General features: G+C 71.6%; 16 protein-coding genes. 6 read left to right on the top strand and 10 right to left on the bottom strand.

What is annotated here, in order from left to right; all coding sequences use genetic code 11:
* Positions 1-32 precede the first annotated feature (32 nt).
* The 7 genes from AC07AG_RS27070 to AC07AG_RS27100 form a co-directional block, all read right to left on the bottom strand.
* Positions 33-1337 (bottom strand): cytochrome P450, encoded by a 1305-nt coding sequence (locus AC07AG_RS27070; RefSeq protein ID WP_478758427.1) that lies wholly within the window; start codon positions 1335-1337, stop codon positions 33-35.
* Positions 1334-1990, bottom strand: coding sequence for a GTP-binding protein (locus tag AC07AG_RS27075; protein WP_478758428.1), 657 nt, complete (start codon positions 1988-1990; stop codon positions 1334-1336). Before AC07AG_RS27075 ends, AC07AG_RS27070 begins: the two co-directional genes overlap by 4 nt.
* Positions 1968-2330 carry a DUF742 domain-containing protein gene (locus AC07AG_RS27080; RefSeq protein ID WP_478758430.1) on the bottom strand — a complete coding sequence of 121 codons (363 nt, stop codon included), beginning with the start codon at positions 2328-2330 and terminating at the stop codon, positions 1968-1970. The genes AC07AG_RS27075 and AC07AG_RS27080 overlap by 23 nt, the downstream gene beginning before the upstream one ends.
* Positions 2327-2773, bottom strand: a complete 447-nt coding sequence (locus AC07AG_RS27085) for a roadblock/LC7 domain-containing protein (RefSeq protein ID WP_249592272.1) — start codon at positions 2771-2773, stop codon at positions 2327-2329. The genes AC07AG_RS27080 and AC07AG_RS27085 overlap by 4 nt, the downstream gene beginning before the upstream one ends.
* On the bottom strand, positions 2770-4392 hold the full coding sequence (locus tag AC07AG_RS27090) for an ATP-binding protein (protein ID WP_478758431.1): 1623 nt from the start codon (positions 4390-4392) through the stop codon (positions 2770-2772). Before AC07AG_RS27090 ends, AC07AG_RS27085 begins: the two co-directional genes overlap by 4 nt.
* A 182-nt stretch (positions 4393-4574) precedes the next feature.
* Entirely contained in the window at positions 4575-6020 is a 1446-nt protein-coding gene (locus AC07AG_RS27095) for a 3-hydroxybutyrate oligomer hydrolase family protein (protein WP_478758432.1), read from the bottom strand.
* 90 nt (positions 6021-6110) lie between these two features.
* Complete coding sequence (locus AC07AG_RS27100; RefSeq protein ID WP_478758434.1) at positions 6111-7541, bottom strand: extracellular catalytic domain type 1 short-chain-length polyhydroxyalkanoate depolymerase; 1431 nt, start codon at positions 7539-7541, stop codon at positions 6111-6113.
* A gap of 669 nt (positions 7542-8210) precedes the next feature.
* On the opposite strand from AC07AG_RS27100, the gene AC07AG_RS27105 reads away from it, so the two are divergent.
* The 4 genes from AC07AG_RS27105 (at position 8211) to AC07AG_RS27120 (ending at position 11395) form a co-directional block, all read left to right on the top strand.
* The gene (locus tag AC07AG_RS27105; protein ID WP_478758436.1) at positions 8211-9074 is read left to right on the top strand and encodes a universal stress protein; all 864 of its coding nucleotides are present in this window, start codon (positions 8211-8213) and stop codon (positions 9072-9074) included.
* Positions 9075-9486: 412 nt separating this feature from the next.
* Positions 9487-10338, top strand: coding sequence for a universal stress protein (locus AC07AG_RS27110; protein WP_478758438.1), 852 nt, complete (start codon positions 9487-9489; stop codon positions 10336-10338).
* Positions 10339-10412: 74 nt separating this feature from the next.
* Positions 10413-10949, top strand: a complete 537-nt coding sequence (locus AC07AG_RS27115) for a hypothetical protein (protein WP_478758440.1) — start codon at positions 10413-10415, stop codon at positions 10947-10949.
* Complete coding sequence (locus tag AC07AG_RS27120; protein ID WP_478758441.1) at positions 10946-11395, top strand: RDD family protein; 450 nt, start codon at positions 10946-10948, stop codon at positions 11393-11395. The genes AC07AG_RS27115 and AC07AG_RS27120 overlap by 4 nt, the downstream gene beginning before the upstream one ends.
* Positions 11396-11425: 30 nt before the next feature.
* Here the strand turns inward: AC07AG_RS27120 and AC07AG_RS27125 are convergent, their stop codons facing one another.
* A complete protein-coding gene (locus AC07AG_RS27125) occupies positions 11426-12838 on the bottom strand; it encodes an MFS transporter (protein WP_478758443.1) in 1413 nt (470 codons plus the stop codon).
* 159 nt (positions 12839-12997) lie between these two features.
* On the opposite strand from AC07AG_RS27125, the gene AC07AG_RS27130 reads away from it, so the two are divergent.
* Both AC07AG_RS27130 and AC07AG_RS27135 read left to right on the top strand, forming a co-directional pair.
* Positions 12998-13417, top strand: coding sequence for a DUF7144 family membrane protein (locus AC07AG_RS27130; RefSeq protein WP_478758445.1), 420 nt, complete (start codon positions 12998-13000; stop codon positions 13415-13417).
* A 61-nt stretch (positions 13418-13478) separates the two neighbouring features.
* Entirely contained in the window at positions 13479-15179 is a 1701-nt protein-coding gene (locus tag AC07AG_RS27135; protein WP_478758447.1) for a SulP family inorganic anion transporter, read from the top strand.
* Here AC07AG_RS27135 and AC07AG_RS27140 read toward each other — a convergent pair.
* Together AC07AG_RS27140 and AC07AG_RS27145 are read right to left on the bottom strand one after the other, a co-directional pair.
* Entirely contained in the window at positions 15176-16669 is a 1494-nt protein-coding gene (locus AC07AG_RS27140) for an alpha-amylase (protein ID WP_478758449.1), read from the bottom strand. The genes AC07AG_RS27135 and AC07AG_RS27140 overlap by 4 nt on opposite strands.
* Positions 16669-19365: an MGH1-like glycoside hydrolase domain-containing protein gene (locus tag AC07AG_RS27145; protein WP_478758451.1), complete on the bottom strand. Its 2697-nt coding sequence runs from the start codon at positions 19363-19365 to the stop codon at positions 16669-16671. Before AC07AG_RS27145 ends, AC07AG_RS27140 begins: the two co-directional genes overlap by 1 nt.
* Between the last annotated feature and the right edge of the window lie 12 nt (positions 19366-19377).

Consider the following 19377-nt stretch of genomic DNA (forward strand, 5'->3'; position numbering starts at 1 on the left):
CCGGGTGGGCCGTCGGTGTGCGTCCGGTCAGCTCAGCGCACGGGCTGATGGTCCGGCAAGGGCGCGGGATGCTGGGGCAGGACGGGGGCGGTGAAGCGGACCGGGAGCGCGGCGAGTCCCCTGCTCCAGGGCGACTTGATCCACTCCAGTTCGCCCTGCGGGATGGCCAGTTCGAGGTCGGGCAGCCGGTGGCGGATCGTGTCCACGGCGGTGCGGGTGATGAGCCGGGCCGGGTCCTGGGCGGGGCAGATGTGCGGGCCCGCGCCGAAGGCCAGGTGGGAGCGGTTGCCCACGACCGGTGTGCCGTCGTCCGGGAGGATCTGCGGGTCGGCGTTGGCGCCTGCTAGCCCGAGGATGAGCATGTCGCCGGTGCGGATGGACTGCCCGCCGAAGGTCATGTCGCGGGTGGCGTAGCGGGCGGGGAAGTTCTGTGTGGGCGGGAAGCGCCACAGCACCACGTCGAGCGCGTCGTCCACGCTGAGGTGGCCGCCGGTGAGCGAGGAGCGGAACTCCGGGTCGCACAGCAGGATGCGCAGGGTGGTGGCGATCCAGTTCACGGTGGTCTGGTTGCCCGCGACGAACATGACCACGAGGTTGTGCAGGACCTCTTCGTCGGTGAGCCGGGCCGGATGGTGCAGCAGCGCCGATGTGATGTCGTTGCCGCGCCGACGCCGCTTCTCCTCGATCAGCTGGAGCAGGATCGCGCCCATGCGCTTGCTGGCGTCGGCGGATGCGCTGGTGGCGGCGACCGTTCCGGCGACGGCCTCCACGAGGAGCCGGCCGGTCCGGTCGTCCAGGCCGAGCAGCTCGGTGATGACGCGCATCGGAAGCTGGCGCGCGTAGTCGGCCACCAGGTCGGCCTCGCTGCGCTCCGCGAACGCCACGATCACCTGCTCGGCCGTGGCCCGCACGGTGCGGCGCAGTTCGTGGCCGTTGATCCCCGCCAGCGCCGCGGAGACGGCGGCGCGCATCCTGCGGTGCTGCTGTCCGTCGGCGAACAGCAGGGCGGGCCGCCAGCCGACCATGGGCAGGATCGGCGAGTCGGCGGGCACCCGGCCCTCCCGGAGCAGGCTCCAGCGGCGCGGATCGTGTGAGAAGTCCTGCTCGTCGCGGGTCAGTTGGAGCACTTCACGGTGGCCGATGACGAGCCAGGCGTCGACACCCGGGGCGATGGTGACCGGAGCCACCGGCCCGTGGTCGCCGCGCAGTTGCTCATACAGGGCGGGCAGCGCGTCGCCGTCGAGGTCGGGTCCGTAGAGCGCGGTCGTCGGCGCCTGGGTTCCGGTGACCGGGCAGCGTGCGGGCGGCGGACCGGCCGCGGCGTGGGGCGAGGTCATGAGGTCTCCGTGGCGACGTCGATGAGATGGCTGACGAGGGCGATCAGGGCCCGGACCGAGGACGCGGGGTCACGTGCGTCGCAGGCCACCACGGGGGTGTCGGGGAGCAGGTCGAGGGCCGCTCGGAGGTCGTCCGCGCCGTACTGGGGGCTGCCGGGAAAGACGTTGACGGCCACCGCGAAGGGCAGTCCGAGATCCTCCAGGTTGCCCAGGGCGTCGAAGGACGCCTCCAGGTCACGCGTGTCGACCAGGGCCAGGGCACCGAGCGAGCCCTTGGCGAGGTCCCGCCACGCGGGCAGGAACCGCTGCTGGCCGGGGGTGCCGAAGAGGTAGAGCACCAGCTCACCGTCGATGGTCATGCGGCCGAAGTCGAGGGCCACGGTCGTGGTCGTCTTCCCGTCGGCGACGACGGTGTCGACCCGGGCGCCCGCCTGGGTCATGACGGCCTCGGTGGACAGGGGTTTGATCTCCGAGACGGTGCCGATCAGGGTGGTCTTGCCGACCCCGAGCGGTCCGACGACCAGGATCTTGGCGGCGCCCGCGACGCTGGATGTGAGGTACTTCCCGGACCCGCCCCCAGGCCCTGGAGCGGCCTCGGCGCCGGATGGTTGCGAGGCCTGGGACGGCGCGTCAGAGGCGGCTTTCGAGACCATGGAGGACCTTTCTGAGCATGGTCACATCGGTGTGTTCGGCCGGGGGCACGGGCGGGCGGGTCACGATGAGCCCCCATTCGAGGAGATCGCAGAGCAGCACCTGTACGACCGAAGGGGGCTGGCCGATGTGGGCGGCCACCTCGGCCACCGAGAGGAGCCCCTGGCAGTGCGCCAGGATGGTCTGGTGCTCGGGCTGGAGCGACGCGGGGAACCGCGCGTCCGTCGCCATCACCAGGGACTCCCAGGCCAGGGCCTCGGTGTCGGCTGCCGCCCGTCCGCGAGTGATCACGTACGGGCGGATCGCCGAGGCCTTCGGCTCCTCCGGCCGCGGGCCGTTCATGACGCCGCGGCGGCCGGATCCCGCGGCTTGCTGCTCAGATGCGCGCCGATCTTCACCACGAGCAGCTGCATCTGCTGGGCCACAAGGCCGACATCCGCTTCCAGGTCGGTGGCGACTCCCAGGTGCGCGCCCACACCGGCGTGGGTGAACAGCACGAACCCGTGGTCGGACTCCAGCATCAACTGCCGTACGCCGGCGCCGGACCCGAAGAGCAGCGAGGTCGTGGAACGGCCCGTCATGGTCATTGCCGCACAGGCCGCGGAGAGGGACTCGGCCTCGGCGACGCTGAGGTCGGCCACCGGGCCGGAGAGGTTCTCCGCGGAGGCGTGTCCGAGCCGCAGCCCGTCCTCGGAGACCACCACGCTGTGCCGGACCCCGGGGATCTCGATCAGCGGGCGCAGCATCCAGCCCAGGTCGGGAAGGGGGGTGATGATTCCGGTCACTGCCGGCCTCCGTCTTGCTCGTCGGGGGTGGGGGATTGTGACGGTGTCACGGTCGGCGGGGGCTGAGCCGACGGGTTCGCGTCCGGCGCCGGGGGCCGGTCCGCGTCGAGGGCCGCGCGGCCGCGCAGCGAGCCGGACACCACGCTGGCGATCGACGCGCGCGCCGCCTCCGGGGTCCAGGGGGCAGCGGGTGCGGCCGGGGGCGCCTGGTTCGGCGACGGAACCGGCCGACGGACCGCGGCAGGACCCGCCTGGCGCCGGTTCCGCCGCCGGGGCAGGCCGGCCACTGTCTCGCTCGCGGGAGGTGTGCCCGGTGCCGCGGCCCGGACGGACAACTCCACGTGCTCGGCCGGATCATGCTGTTCGTGCACCTGCGCGCCGACGTGCTCCGGAGACCCGCCGGGTGCCGTCGGCCGCTGGGTGGGAACGCCCACGGACTCGGGCTCGGCGGCCTGCCTCGGCGGCGCCGCCATCTGGGCGCTCACGCGATGGGACCCCGTGAGGTGCGAGGGCGGTTCGGTCAGCAGCCGGAACGGCACGAACGTCACCGCGCGCGTGCCACCGTAGGCCGAGGCACCGCTCAGCTCCACGTTGAAGCCGAGCTCCCGGCTCCAGCGGCCCACGCAGGCCAGGCCGAGGCGGGGCACCGCGCCCAGGCGGGCCAGGTCCTGGTCGTCGCGGAGCTGCCCCATCGCCCGGTGCAGCACGTCCGGCGGCATGCCGAGCCCGGCGTCGTCGATCTCCAGGACCGCCCCGGCGCCCACCTCGCGGATGGTGACGACCACGTGGGAGCGCGAGGGCGAGAACACCGTGGCGTTCTCCAGGAGTTCGGCGATGGCGTGCATCAGGCCCTCCACCGCGGGCGGCACCGCGTAGAGCGTCTGCCCGCCGTGCACCTCGATCCGGCTGTACTCCACGATCCGCGACTGTGCGCCGCGTACGCAGTCGTACAGCGAGACCGGCCGTGTCTCGCGGCGGGCGGGCCAGATCCCGCACATCACCAGGAGCGTCTGCGCCTTGCGGGTCATCTGCGCGGCGGCGTGGTCGGCCTTCATCACCTCGCCCATGAGGTGCGGGTCGTCGATGGAGCGCTCGACCCGGTCGAGGACCTGCTGCTGCACCGTGGCCATCGCGTGCATGGTGCGTGCGACGGACTCGAAGGCGGCCTGCACCGAGTCCCGCAGGCCGCGTTCGCGGCGTACCGCCTCGTCCGAACCCAGCGCCACGGCCACGACCGCCAGCGCCCGCGCGAACTCCTCACCGCTCTCCGCGGGCGCGGCCAACGGCCCCGGCACACCCTCCAGTCGCTGTCCGGCGCGCACCCGCTCCGCGATCGCCGGGAGCCGCACGCCCGCGAGGTGCGTCACCTCGGTCTCCCGGACCGCGGCGAGACGCTCCTGCCGGGCGCGCTCGGCCCGCTCGGCGGACAACTGCCGGACGAGGACCAGTACCCAGGCGATCAGGAGCACCGCGACCGCGGCGCAGCCTCCGGCCAGGACCTGCCGCCACTCGGCCGCCGCGTCAAGGGCGGCGAGCACCGCACCCAGGATCGCGAGGACCACGGCCACCAGCCACACCGCGGCCTCGCGGCCCACGGACCCGCGCTTGAGACGGCTCACCACGGCGCACTTGACCCGGCGATCCTGCACACCTTCACCACGACGAACGAACCCTCCCCGCAAGCACCGAACTCCCTTACGAATGGGGAGCGAGGCGATCTTAGGTCAACACGGCATTTTTGGCTCGTCGTTGAGGAAGCCTGCCTTCCGGCACGCCTTCTCCTGCCGGGGCTTGGCCGAAATCACTGCCTGCCCAGGGGGCATCGAGCCAGCAGAGACGCCGGATCGGCGGCATCCGGACGCGGCACGGTCCGGCTGGGCGGCGGCTGTTGACCCCGGCCGGTCCAGGCCTCCATCGCCGTGAGGGCCGAGCGGTGGCAGGGCACCATCGGCCGCAGCTTGTCCGGAAACGTGTCGACGAGCGAATCGACGTGCGTGCCGCCCTCCACGCGGTAGTAGCGGAACAGATCGCCGCGGCCTGCACCGCGCACCATCGTCGCGTAGACGTCCGAGTCCCTGCTGATGGGCAGCTGGACGTCGAGGGTGCCGTGCACGGTGATCAAGGGTTTGCCGATGCGTCCGGTCAGGGCGATCTTCCGCACGGCGTCGCGGACCTCCCGAGGCCGGGTCCCGTACGCGTAGTCGGCGTCGCACGCCGGTGTCCCCGGTGCGCAGAAGGGAGTTCCGGCCTCCGTCGCACCGTCGTAGCCCGGGTCGAGCTCCTCGCGGTAGATCCGCTGGGTCAGGTCCCAGTAGACCTGGTGGTGATAGGGCCACAGGAATTCCGAACCGGCGGGGAAGCCGGCGGCGACCATCTCCTGATGGGCTCTGCCCGCGCCTTCACCACCCGCCGCGTAGACCGGATAGGCGCGCAGCGCGGGCGGCAGGAAGTCGAGCAGGTTCGGGCCCCTGGTCCTCCACAGCGTGCCTTCCCAGTCCACTCCCCCGTCGTAGAGCTCGGGATGGTTCTCCAGCTGCCAGCGCACCAGATACCCGCCGTTGGACATGCCGGTGGCCAGCGTGCGCGCGGGCGGCCTGTGGTACCGCTGCGCGACCACTTGCCGTGCGGCGCGGGTGAGTTGCGTGACGCGGTCGTTCCATTCGGCGATCGCGTCGCCCGGCTCGGCCCCGTCACGGTGGAAGGCCGCACCGGTGTTGCCCTTGTCGGTCGAGGCGAACGCGTAGCCCTGGGAGAGCACCCAGTCGCCGATCGCCCGGTCGTTGGCGTACTGCTCACGGACCCCGGGTGTGCCCGCGACCACCAGACCGCCGTTCCACCGGTCGGGCAGGCGGATGACGAACTGCGCGTCGTGCTTCCAGCCGTGGTTGGTGTTGGTGGCCGACGTGTCGGGGAAGTAGCCGTCGATCTGCAGGCCGGGCACCCCGCGCGGCGTCGTCAGACCCGCGGGCGTCAGCCCTGCCCAGTCGGCCGGGTCGGTGTGGCCGGAGGACACCGTCCCCGCGGTGGTCAACTCGGCCAGACAGGACTTCTCCTGGCGCTCGGCGCCCGGCACCTTAAGCCGCGCCGAGGACGCGCAGTGCTGCGCGCCGCCGCCGTGGGTTCCGCCGGACTGTTCGGCGGCGGCCGGGACCGTGGCGAAGGTGACGAGCAGCGCCGTCAGGGCGAGAGCGCTTCGCAGCGGCCGGGCAGGACGCGCCTTTGCGGGCAGAGGTCTGGGCGGATCCATGGACGGGTCCATGGGCGGATCTGTGGCGGGCACGGGTACCTCCGGTGGACATGAATGCGTACGGCCGACTGCGGCGGCTGCAGGGGACCGTCAGGAGCAGGTGCCGTCGGCGATGACGTAATGGCCGGTCGGAGACTCCTTGAGGGTGTGGGTGACCGCGGTGTTGTAGAGGCCCATGTTCTGGTTCGAGCCCTTGGCGTGGACGTAGCCGCCGGTGGTGGTGGCTCGTCCCGACTTGACCTGCTGGTAGTTGTTCGCCGTCCAGCACTTGGCGGTGGAGCCCGTGGTGGAGGCGGTGAGCCCGGCCGACCGCGCGCCTTCCGTGCCGGCCGTGTCGCGGGCGGCCACGGTGTACGTGTGGCCGGAGCCGGGGCTGAGGCCGGTGTCCGTGAACGGCGGCCGGGTCGGCGTGGCGACACGGATGCCGTCCCGGTACACGGCGTACGACGCGGCGTCGGTCACGCTGTTCCAGTTCAGGGTGACGGACGTGTCGGTCGCGCCGGTAGCGGCCAGGCCGCCCGGGGCGGGCGGACCGCCGGGGTCCGGGTCGGCGCCGTCAAGGCCGAAGAAACCGGTGATCCAGTAGCTGGAGCAGATGGAGTCGATGAAGTTCGCCGTCCCCGTCGCACCGCACTCCTGCGCGCCTGTCCCCGGGTCGACCGGGGTGCCGTGGCCGATGGAGGGGACCCGGTCGACCTCCACGGCGACGCTGCCGTCCGTCCCGAGGTACTGCTCCCTGCGGGTCGAGTCGGGGCCGATGGCGGAGGTACGGTCCGGGCTCTGGTCAAGGCCGTGGACCGCGGTCCATTGGTCACGCAGTTCGTCGGCGTTCCGCTTGGCGACGGTGGGGTCGTTGTCGCCCTGCCAGATCGCCACCCGCGGCCAGGGGCCGCCGTAGCCGGGGTGGGCGTCACGGACGCCCTGGGCCCAGGCCGAGGGGGTGCGGTCGACGCCGGGGCTCATACAGTTGTAGGCGGAGAGCACGTCGTTGGCACAGGCGTACGGGAGGCCCGCGACCACGGCGCCCGCCCTGAACACGTCCGGGTAGGTGGCGAGCATCACCGATGTCATGGCGCCGCCGGCCGACAGACCGGTGACGTACGCCCGCTCCGGGTCGGCGTCGTACGCGGAGCCGGCGTGCGCCACCATCTGACGGATCGATGCCGCCTCGCCCTGCCCGCGCCGGGTGTCTCCCGGCTGGAACCAATTGAAGCACTTGCTGCTGTTGTTGGCGGACGTCTGCTCGGGGAAGACGAGCAGGAAGCCGTACTGGTCGGCGAATTTCACCAGGCCGGCATTGTCGGCGTACAGCTGGGCGCTCTGGCTGCAGCCATGCATGGCCACCACCACCGCGGGCTTGGCCGCCAGGTTCGCCGGCCGGTACACGTACATGTTCAGACTGCCCGGATTGGCGCCGAAGTTGCCGACCTTCTCCAGGACGACGGCCGCCGGAGCCGCCTGCGCGGCGGGCGACGGCGCGCACACCGCTGCGGCCACGACCAGGCCCACGACGGCCGTCACCCGCCCCAGGGCCCGGCGCAACCGCCCCCGCCGTGCCGCTCGGACAGGAGGCCCTGCGGACGGCTGCGGATGCAACTGCGGGTTCAAACGTCTCTCGTACGACGGCATGGCGGCTCCCGACGGAGGGCGACGCGGTCTCCGGGGCGGATCACGCGACCCCGGAGACCGTCCACTCCTGCCGTGGGCCGGTACGCCGGGGTGCCGGCAACCGTAGGAGCCACCGGAACCGGGGAAGAATGGCGACGGCCGCCACAACGCCGTCAACTGCCGCTGGTGTCCGACCTGTTGCCGCTCAGCCTCGGTGCGTGCTATCAGCGCGTGCCCGAAAGGCCAGGTGCCGCCGCCACGGGACGTGGTCGCGGCAGACGGATCCGGCCAGTACCTCCGCCGCCAACGGCACGACGGCCGTGACGTGGACACGGGTCCGAGGAACGGCCTTTGCCGGGAGACGCACGGGGATTCCATGGGGACACCGACATCGGGCAGGTGTCTGTCGGCCACGGCGGCCACGCGCCGCGACCAGAAGCCGACGCGCTGTGTACGGGAAGGCGGCGGGCAGCGGTCACCCGTCCCCCTACCGAGGCCGGTTCGCCCCTCCCCGGTCGGCCCGCACGGTGGAACCGTCCGAAGCAGGGCCCCTGCCGGGGCGTGCCGGAAGGCGGTGGCAGCGTGGACAAGCCCCTGATCGTCGGAGTCGACGGCTCGGATCCGAGCCTGCGAGCCTTGGACTGGGCCGTGGACGAGGCCGCGACGCGCGGGGTGCCGCTGCATGTCGTGCATGCGTCGAGGTGGGAGTGGTACGAGGGGCACGAACCGTCCTTCGACATCAACCGGACGTCGGTGCAGGCCCTTTCGGACCACATCGCGGCTTCGGCGGTCGAGCGCGCTCTGCACCGCACCAGCGTCGTGAAGGTGACGAGCGAGGTGCTGCCCGAGGACCCGGCCGTCGCGCTCGCCCTGATCAGCCCGGAGGCCTGTGCCCTGGTGGTCGGCAGCCGGGGACGCGGCGAGCTCGCCGAGCTGCTGCTCGGTTCGATCAGCCTGTCGGTGGCCGCGCACGCCACGTCGCCCGTGTTCGTCGTACGCGGCGGCGAGAAGAGTCTGCGGGGCGGGTTCCGCACCGTCGTCGTCGGCGTCGATGCCCCTCAAGAGGCTGACGGCGCGGTGGAGTTCGCCTTCCGCGAGGCAGCGGCGCGCAATGCCACCGTGGCCGTCGTGCACGCCTGGCGCCGCCCCGCCCGGGAGATCCCCGACTCCCCTTCCACGGCCCCTGACGACCACCAGCGCCGGGCCACAGAGCTGGTCGAGGAGGCGGTACGGGACGCGAGGGCCGCCCACCCCGAGATCACGGTCCGCCGCAAGACCGTCGAGGGCCACGCGCGCACCGCCCTCCTCGCCGCCTCCCGGGGCGCCGATCTCCTGGTGATCGGCGCCCGTCGCCGCAGGGGGCACGTCGGCATGCAGCTCGGCCCGGTCAACCACGCCCTGCTCCACCACGCGGCCTGCCCGGTGGCCGTCGTCCCGCACGCCTGACCGCCCAGGCGCACGGCCTCAACACCCGCATGCAGGAGGCAGCCGTGCCACTCGTCGGAACGACAGCCCTCGACGCCTGCCGGCGCGCGGCGAACCGTCCGACCGTCCACCGGATCCACCGGATCCACCGGATGAGCGTTCCTGTGCTGTCCGCGTGCTGTCCGAACCGCCGCGGACCGAGCACATCAAGCCATGCCCGCTTGCCGGGGACGAGGCACTTGCCCACCACCGGCGGCGGACACCACCACGCCGTTCGGCCGTCCCGCCGTCCGCGCCTCCCGTCCGCCGGACCATGGCCGACACCCGCCCCCGTCACCTCGCCCGGATCCGCGCCCACGGCACCGGCCTCCCCGACGCCGCCGCCCGGGTCCGGACCGGCCGACGCCCCCATCGCACCCCGGAGGTGCGCACCATGACTACGCAGCAGACCATCACCGCCGGCATCGACGGCTCACCCGAGAGCCTGGACGCCGCCGGCTGGGCAGCCCGCGAAGCCCTGCGCCGTGGCCTGCCCCTCCACCTCGTCCACGCCTGCGACCCACCGGCGGAAGGCGGCCGGCCGCCGGAGATCGACGTCCCGTTCCACCGCGAGGACGGCGCGCTCGACCGCGCCGTCCTGCAGCTCTCCCGCGCACACCCCGGCCTGGGGATCCTGGACGAGCAGGTCACAGGAGCACCGGTGCAGGCGCTGTCGGCGGCGGCCAGATCATCGGCTCTGCTCGTCCTCGGCTCACGCGGCTTCGGCGCGCTCACCGGGGTCCTGGTCGGCTCTGTCGCGCTGGCCGTCGCCGCGCGTGCCGCCTGCCCCGTCGCTCTGGTCCGGGCGGGAGACCACCCCGACGACGAACACCGGGGTGCGGACGGTCCGCGCCGCCCGGTCGTGCTCGGCCTCGACCTCGACCGCCCCGACGACGAACTCCTTGAGTACGCCTTCGACGCGGCGGCGTCGCGCCGAGCGCCGCTCCACGCCGTGCACATCTGGACCGCGCCCCTGATCCCCTCCGCGGACGCCGTCGACCCCGTGGAGGAGAAGTCGCGCCTTCTGGCGGCCGTACTCACCCCCTGGCGGCACAAGTTCCCCCGCACACAGCTCACCGAGCGGCTCCTGCACGGTCTGCCGGGCCACCACTTGGTCAAGGCGGCCTCGACCGCCGGTCTGCTGGTCGTCGGCCGCCGCATCCCCGCAGGGCCGCACCTGGGACGGACCGCGCACGCGGCGATCCACCATGCCAGGTGCCCGGTCGTCGTCGTCCCGCACTACTGAAGGATCAGCCCCGCGGGGCCGACTCACCCGCGGCGGAGGATGTCAGGGATCCCGGTCGGCGCTGCGATCACCGGATGGCTGAAGACAACGCGGGTGGCCCGCTGGACTTCGTCGCCCGGCGGGCGCGGAGTGTGCTGGGAATCATGGACGAGGCGGCGACCACGGTGATCCGTGCGGTGGCCGGCGCGGTGCTCGACCGCATCGACCTGGACGACCTCGTGTCGCGCGTCGACGTGAACCGGATCGCCGAGCGGGTGGACGTGGAGCGGATCGCCGAGCGGGTGGACGTGGAGGGTATCGCCGACCGGGTCGACGTGAACGGTATCGCCGACCGCGTCGACGTCAATCGCGTCGCCGACCGGGTCGACGTCGACGCGGTGATCGTCCGTATCGATCTGGTGGGACTCACCCGCGGCGTGCTGGCCGAGATCGATCTCGGGCGGATCGTCCGGGACACCGGGGGCGGGATGGCGGCGGAGACCGCCGACGCGATCCGGCTGCTCGGGAAGCGCGGCGACCGGGGCTTCAACCGGTTCGGCGACCGGCTCCTCGGGCGTGCGGGGCCGCCGCAGGGCAATGGGGACGGTCCGCCGCCAGGGCGTGCGCGGTGACCGTTCCGGGGCTCGGGTCCGAGCCCCGGGCCGAACCGGCCGGGATCGTGTCGCGCGGCGTCGCCGCGGTGCTCGACGCGCTGGTCGTTGCCACGCTGGGCTTCGCGGTCCAGGCGGGCGCCGGGTGCGTGCAACTCCTCGTCGCAGGGCCCCCGTTCCGGTTCCCCGAACTCCCCGGCTGGCTCTCCGGCGCCGCGGGGTGGACTCTCGCCGTCCTGTATCTCGGCTGTTCCTGGGCCGCGATCGGGCGCACGGCGGGAGACATGCTGATGGGACTGCGCGTCACCACCCGCGTCGGCCGGCTTCTCGGGCTGCCGCGCGCCCTGGTGCGTGCCGCGCTGTGCGTGACGTTCCCGCTGGGGCTGTGCTTGATCCCGTTCAGCAGACGCCGCGCGTCGCTCCAGGACCTGATGGTCGCCAGTACCGTCCGCTACGACGGGCGTTGATGCCGTCCCGCCGGTGTGGTCCGCGCGGCTTCACCCCTGCCGGGTGGGAGCCGGGGCCCGGGGCAGCTTGGCGGCGGCGGCGAACCCTCCGAGCCCGATGACGGCGAGCACCACGAGCGCCACGGCGTACGGCCCCACGGCCGGGTCCGCGACCAGGATGGTGCCCGCGATCGCGGTGCCCACCGAGGATCCGAGGTTCGACACACTGCGCGACAGGCCGGATATCTCGCCCTGTTGGTCCTCGCGGAAGCTGGACTGCACCACGTTGACCGAGGGCGTCAGCATCACCCCCATCCCGATGCCGATGAGCAGCAGACCGGGGACGGACGTCCAGGCCTTCGGTTCACCGTGCGCCATGGCGAGCAGCACACCGATGCCGCAGACCGTCACGGCGAACCCGGCCATCACGAGGGTGCGTTGCTCGTGCTTCTTGGCGAAGCGCGCGGCGCCCAGCGAGGACACCAGGAGGCCGAGGGTGGATGCGCTGAAGATCACGCCGGTGTCGATCGCGTTGTACCCCCGGACGACCTGGAGGTAGGCGGCCACCACGAAGGACACGCCCATGAGCATCAGCCACTGGGTGTGCTGGGTGATCAGACCGAGGTTGGACGTGCGGTTGCGGAACAGCTCGGTCCGCAGCAGCGGTTGGGCCCCGGCGCGCTCCTTCGCCCGCACCCAGCGGAAGAAGCCCGCCAACAGCAGGGCGCCGACCAGCAGCAGACCGCTCATCAGCCAGACATTGTCGTCGGCGGCGAGGATTCCCATGACGACCAGGACCAGACCGGTCGCGGAGAGCACCGCGCCACCGGTGTCGAAGTCGCGGTCGGGGTTCGGCGGGAGCGGATCGTCGATGCGGCGGGTCAGCACGATGATCACCGCGACCACCAGGGCCTGGAAGACGAAGGCGGCCCGCCAGCTGATCGCCGAGGTGATGAGGCCGCCGATCAGCGGCCCCGCGGCGGCACCGATGCCGCCCATCGCCATGATCGCCCCGAAGGCACGGGCGCGGTCGGCCACGTTCGTGAACAGGAGGGTGGTGAGGATGTAGACGGGCGGGATGAGCAGGGCCGTGCCGACGCCCTCCAAGATGGAGTTGCCCAGGATGAGGATGCCCAGGCCGGGCGCCACCGCGCTGAGCAGCGCGCCGACCCCGTACACGGCGAGGCCGATGACGAGGCAGCGCTTGCGGCCGTACTTGTCGGTCAGGATGCCGCCCGGGATCATCAGGGCCGCCATGACGAGGAGGAAGACCGTGATCGCGGTCTGCACGCCCTGCACCGTGGTGTCCAGGTCCTCGCTGATGTCCTGGATCATGACGTTCATGTTCGATCCCGCGAAGCTGCAGATGAACTGGGCGAGGGCGAGCGGCAGAAGCACCTGACGCGGCCAGGGGCGCTTCTCCTGCCGGGCGCCTGCTCCGTCTGGTGTGGACGGCACGGTCATCGCCTCGCCTCCTTTCGCTGGCCGGACGACGGCCAGCCTCGTGGGAGGCCCGCCTTGCGGCGTCACCCCCGGAGGGTGACGACCGGGGGTACCTGCCGGGGGCAACACTCGGGGCACAGCGGTGCAACCGGCACCCTCCTCGAATTCGGAGGTCCAGGCATGGCCACCTCGACCACACAGCACCATCGCCCCGGCACCGCGCAGATTGCGGCCGGCGGGCTGACCATCTTCGCGGGGGTTCTGTTGTTCCTCTCCGGATCCATGGACTTCTGCCGTGGTCTCATGGCCGTTCTCGAGGACGACATCTTCCTCGCCACGCCCGGGTACGCTTTCGAGTTCGACCTGACGGCGTGGGGCTGGATCCACATCCTCATCGGCACGGTGGCCGTCATCATCAGCTTCGGCCTGCTCGTCGCCGCGAAGTGGGCCAGGATCCTGGGCGTGATCATCGCCAGCCTGATGATCATCGCCAACTTCCTGTCCCTCCCCTACCACCCCGTCTGGTCCATCACCCTGATCGCGATGAACGGATTCATCATCTGGGCCCTGTGCGTGGTGAAGAAGGAAACCGTCTACTAGCAGAGGTGGCCCATGAGGGACGGACGAGCGCCCACGGGCGCCGGGCAGAGGTGAGACGCCGGTGCACGGGACGCCGCCCGGGGTAAGGACGCTGCGGAACTACCGCCGGGAGTGGCTGCTCAAGGACGTGGTCGCAGGCGTCGTACTGAGCACACTCCTGGTGCCGCAGGGCATGGCCTACGCCGAACTGGCAGGTCTGCCGCCGATCACGGGTCTGTACACCTCCGTGCTCTGTCTGCTCGCGTACGCCGTGGCCGGGCCCTCCCGCGTCCTGGTGCTCGGTCCGGATTCCTCGCTCGGCCCGATGATCGCCGCGACGGTCCTGCCGCTGCTCGCCGCCGACGGGGACAGCGGGCGCGCGATCGCGCTCGCCTCGATGCTTGCCCTGATGGTCGGCGCGATCACGCTCCTGGCGGGGGTGGCACGGCTCGGTTTCGTCGCCGATCTCATCTCCAAGCCCACCATGATCGGCTACATGAACGGCCTGGCCCTGACCATCCTCATCGGGCAGTTGCCGAAGCTGTTCGGCTTCTCGACCGATGCCGACGGGCTGATCGGTGAACTGGACGCCTTCGTCCGGGGAGTTGCGGACGGGCGGACGGTGGCGGCGGCCGTCGCGGTGGGCGGCGGCTGCATCCTCCTGATCCTGCTCCTGCAGCGCCTGCTGCCGAAGATCCCGGCCGTCCTCATCATGGTGGTCATGGCCATCACCGCGTCCGTTCTCCTCGATCTGGACGAGCACGGGGTGAAGACCGTCGGCCGGCTCCCCGAGGGGCTGCCGCCGTTCACGGTCCCGCACATCGGCTGGGACGACCTGGGACCGCTGTTCGTCGGCGCGCTCGGCATCGCCCTGGTGTCCCTCGCCGACACCATCTCCAACGCATCGGCCTTCGCGGCCCGCACCGGGCAGCAGGTCCGCGGCAACGACGAGATGATCGCGATCGGCACCGCGAACATGGCCGCCGGTCTCTTCCAGGGCTTCCCCGTGAGCACCAGCGGATCACGCACGGCAGTGGCCGAGCGGGCCGGGGCCAAGACGCAGCTCACCGGGGTCGTCGGCGCGGCGCTCATCGTCCTCATGCTCGTCCTGCTGCCGGGGCTCTTCAGCGATCTGCCGCAGCCCGCGCTCGCCGCCGTGGTCATCACGGCCTCCCTCTCGCTGGCCGACCTCGCGGGCACCAGGCGCCTTTGGCGGCAGCGCAAGGCGGAGTTCTGGCTGTCCGTCGCGGCCTTTCTCGGGGTGGCGCTGCTGGGTGTGCTGCCGGGCATCGCGGTCGCGGTGGGCCTGTCCATCCTGAACGTCTTCCGGCGCGCCTGGTGGCCCTACAGCACCGTGCTCGGGCGTGTGCCGGGCCTGGAGGGCTACCACGACGTGCGGTCGTACGAGGGCGCCCAGCTCCTGCCCGGCCTTGTGATCTTCCGCTTCGACGCACCGCTGTTCTTCGCCAACGCCAAGGCGTTCCGCGAGGAGGTCCTGCGGTACACGCACGCCGAACCGGCGACGCGGTGCGTGCTGATCGCGGCCGAACCGGTGACCGACGTCGACACGACCGCGGCGGACATCCTGGAGGAGCTGGACGCGACGCTCCTCGAGCTCGGCGTCAGCCTGGTCTTCGCCGAGCTCAAGGATCCGGTACGGAGCAAGATCGAGCGCTACGGCCTGACCCGTACCTTCGACGCGCGCCGCTTCTACCCCACCGTGGAGGGCGCCATAGAGGCGTTCCGTTCGGGCAACGGCGTGGACTGGGGCGAGAGCCCCTAGGGCCGGGAGGATCCGCTCGCGGTGACCGAGAGCAGGTGCGTGCCCCACGGCGGCAGATCGACGTAGAGCCCGTCCGCCGCCAGCTCCACGCCCGGTCGCTCGTACCGCTCGGTGTCGAGGAGCCCGGTCAACTCCCACGTGCCCTGGCTCAGTTCGCTCCAGGGCAGCCTCACGCATGCCTGTGCCCGATGCTCCGAGAGGTTCACCACCGTCAGGAACCGTCCCGCCTCACCGGACCAGCACGAGGCGACCAGGGCGCGGCCGGAGTCGTTGTCGGGCCAGCCGTCACTGTCCAGGAGCTGCCATCGCCCCGTACGCATGGCGCTGCGGTGCACGGCCGACAGGAGACGCTCGTGGAACGCCCGCAGGGAAGGATCCGGCGGCTCGTCCGGACGGCGGTCGAGGAAGACCGGCAAGTGGACGCGGCGCCCGCTGAACTGGCCCTCGTGCCACAGGGTGGCGCCGGGCAGTGTGGCGATCAGGACGGCCGCCGCCCGCTCCTTGGCCGGGGGCAGCGTCCGCGCGGCCCGCGGCTCGTCGTGGTTCTCCAGGAAGCGCACGAGCCGGCGCTGGTACTGCTCGTCGGCCCGCAGATGCGCCCGGACCGAATCGGCGCTCTCGTTCAGCACCCGGTCGTAGAGGCGTTTGTCGTAGCAGAAGTCGAACCCCTGCTCCTGCAGGGCCCATTCGAGGTCCCAGTACGCCTCGGCCGCGAAGACCATATGGGGATGCTGCCGGCGGACGGCGGTCACGACCTCGGGCCAGAACTCCTGCTGCGGCTGGGTCCCGGCCCGCTCGCCCCACGTCCGCGCGAAGACGTCGTTCATCAGGAGCATCGCCATGTCGCAGCGCACCCCGTCGCAGACCCGGCCGATGTCGCCGAGCACCTCCGCGGTGGCCCGCCGCAGGGCCGGGGCGAAGGCGTTCAGCTGCACCACGTCCGGCCAGGGCGGGAAGAACGGGTCGCGGCCCCGCGCGAGCACCGCGCGCCCGGTGTCGAGGAATCCGGCCGGATCACGCCGGGCGTCCTCGGCGTCGCCCTGCACGAGGTACTCGGGGTGCGCGTCCACCCAAGGGCTGTCGGGGGCCACGTGGTTGGGTACGTAGTCGAGCAGCAGCCCCACTCCCCTGCGGTCGAGTTCGCCCCGGGCGGCCGCAAGGCCGGCGGGACCGCCGAGCGCCGCGTCGACCTCGTAGCGGCGGATGCAGTACGGCGATCCGGCGATGTCCTCATCGCCGATGTCCGGGACGGCCTCGGCGAACGCGCCGCGCAGCGCCGGGTTGTCCAGCGCGATGGCCCGTCCCCCCGGGCTGCGCTCCCACACCCCCATCAGCCAGACGGCGTCGATCCCGGCGGGCGTGATCTCGTCCCACACGTCCTTGGGTACGTCCGCGAGGCCGACGGGACGGCCTGCGCGGAGCCCGGTCTCCCTCAGCCAGACGCGGGTGTTGACCTCGTGCACGACGGGTTGCGCGGGCAACTGGGTCATCACTTCTGCCTCCTCGCGGACCCGGAGCGGAAGTCGTCGGGGCCGAGCGTGCCGAAGATCTTCATCAGGGCCGCGACCAGGCCGGTCCAGCCCGTCTGGTGCGACGCGCCGACTCCCGCGCCGTTGTCGCCGTGGAAGTACTCGTAGAAGCTGATCAGATCGCGCCAGTGCGGGTCGTCCGTGAACTTCGCCTGGCCGCCGTACACGGGCCGCCGTCCGTCGTCGCCGCGCAGGAAGATCCGGGCGAGGCGGCCGCTGATGTCCTCGGCGACCTCGTACAGGTTCTTGCGTACCCCCGAGCCGGTCGGGCACTCGACGGTGAGGTCGTCGCCGTAGAAGCCGTACAGGTTGAGCAGTCCGCGGATGACGAGGGCGTTCATCGGCAGCCAGACCGGGCCGCGCCAGTTGGAGTTGCCGCCGAACATGCCGGTGTCCGACTCGGCGGGCAGATAGCCGACCTTGTACTCCTCGCCGTGCACCCAGAACGTGTACGGGTGCTCGGCGTGGTGGCGGGAGAGCGCCCTGATCCCGTAGGGGCTCAGGAACTCGTCCTCCGACAGGAGCCGGGCCAGCACGCGCACCAGCTTCTTCTCGTCCAGGACGGACAGGAGCCGCGGACCGCCCGCCGTGCCGGCCTGCGCCGAGGTCAGCGTCACGGACAGCGAGGGGTGGCGCGCGGCGAACCGCCGCAGCCGATCGCTCAGACCGGAGAGCCGGGCCAGCTGGTCCGGCTGGAAGACGGTCGAGGCGCACAGCGGAAGCAGCCCCACCATGGAGCGGACCTTCAGCCGGACCGCCTGTCCGTCGGGCAGCCGCAGCACGTCGTAGAAGAACCCGTCCTCCTCGTCCCACAGCTCGTCGTGGAGGTCCCCGACACGGTCCATCGAGGCCGCGATCCACAGGTAGTGCTCGACGAACTTCAGGACCAGGTCCTCGTACGCCGGGTTGTGCTCGACGAGTTCCATCGCGATCTGCAGCATCGACTGGCAGTACAGCGCCATCCAGGCGGTGCCGTCCGCCTGTTCCAGGGAGCCGCCGGTGGGCAGGGGGGCACTGCGGTCGAAGACGCCGATGTTGTCGAGGCCGAGGAAGCCGCCCTGGAAGATGTTGCGGCCGTTCGGGTCCTTGCGGTTGACCCACCAGGTGAAGTTGGTGAGCAGTTTCTGGAAGGTGCGCTCGAGGAACGCGTGGTCGGCGTGGCCGGTCGTGCCCTTCTCCATCGTGTACACGAAGTACGCGGCCCAGGCGTGCACGGGCGGGTTGACGTCGCCGAAGTTCCACTCGTAGGCCGGTATCTGGCCGTTGGGGTGCAAGTAGGCGTCCCGCAGCAGCAGTTCGAGCTGCTCCTTGGCGAAGCCGATGTCGACGACCGACAGGCCCACGGCGTGGAACGCCAGGTCCCAGGCGGCGAACCAGGGGTACTCCCACTTGTCCGGCATCGAGACGATGTCGTCGCTGACCATGTGGAACCACTCGCCGTTGCGTATGCCGGGACGCGGCGGGCTCCATGGGGTCAGGTCGTGCTCGGCCAGCCACATCTCCAGGTCGAAGCCGTAGTACTGCTTGGACCAGAGCATCCCGGAGAGCGCCTGGCGCATGACTCGCGCCTCGTCCTCGCTCGCCCCATCGGGCGTCAACTCCCGGTAGAAGGCGTCGGCTTCGGCGATGCGGTCCTTGAACACCGTGTCGAAGCCCCGGGTGAGGGAGAGCTGTGCGCCGGCGGGGCCCATCCGCAGCCGCAGCGTCTGCGATCCTCCGCCGGGAACGCTCAGCGTGTGGTGGGCGGCCGCCTTGGTGCCCTCCTGCGCCGGGTTGACCGCGTTCTCGTCCCCCTCCACGACGTACCGGCCGATGGCGTTCTTGACGTAGGGACCGGCATTGGGTGCGCCGAAAAGCCGCTCGTTGTCGGTCTCGTTCTCCGTGAACAGCAGCGGGACCCCGTCACCGCACCGCAGGTCGTAGCTGCCGAGCTGAGGGTGGTCGGCCCGGACCGTGACGGTCGAGCGCGGCCCGTCGACCGCCCGCATCCGCGGCCTGGCCTCCCCCTCGTGGTGCTCGCCCCACGACCAGGTGTTGCGGAACCACAGGGTCGGCAGCACGTGCAGGGTCGCCTCGTCGGGCCCCCGGTTGTCGACGGTGATCCGCATCAGGATGTCGTCGTGGTCCGCCTTGGCGTACTCCACCGTCACGTCGAAGTACCGGTCGTCGTCGAACACGCCGGTGTCCATGAGTTCGTACTCGAACTCCTGGCGTGTGCGGTCCCGGTTGACGGTCACGAGGTCGTTGTACGGGAACGCGGCCTGGGGGTACTTGTACAGGTACCGCAGGTAGGAGTGGCTGGGGGTGCTGTCGAGGTAGAAGTAGTACTCCTTGACGTCCTCACCGTGGTTGCCCTCACCGTTCGTGAGGCCGAAGGCGCGCTCCTTGAGGATCGGGTCGCGGCCGTTCCACAGGCCGAGGGCCAGGCACAGGCGCTGCTTGTCGTCGCAGATGCCGCCGAGCCCGTCCTCGCCCCACCGGTAGGCACGTGAACGCGCGTGATCGTGCGGGAAGTAGGACCATGCGTCGCCGCCAGGGCTGTAGTCCTCGCGGACCGTGCCCCACTGCCGTTCGCTCAGGTATGGGCCCCACAGGCGTGAGCGACCGCTCCCGTCGCCGTTCGGTCCGATCCGCCCGGCGTGCGTCCGCGTCTTCATGCGCGTCTCCCT

It is taken from the genome of Streptomyces sp. NPDC044044, assembly GCF_056434405.1.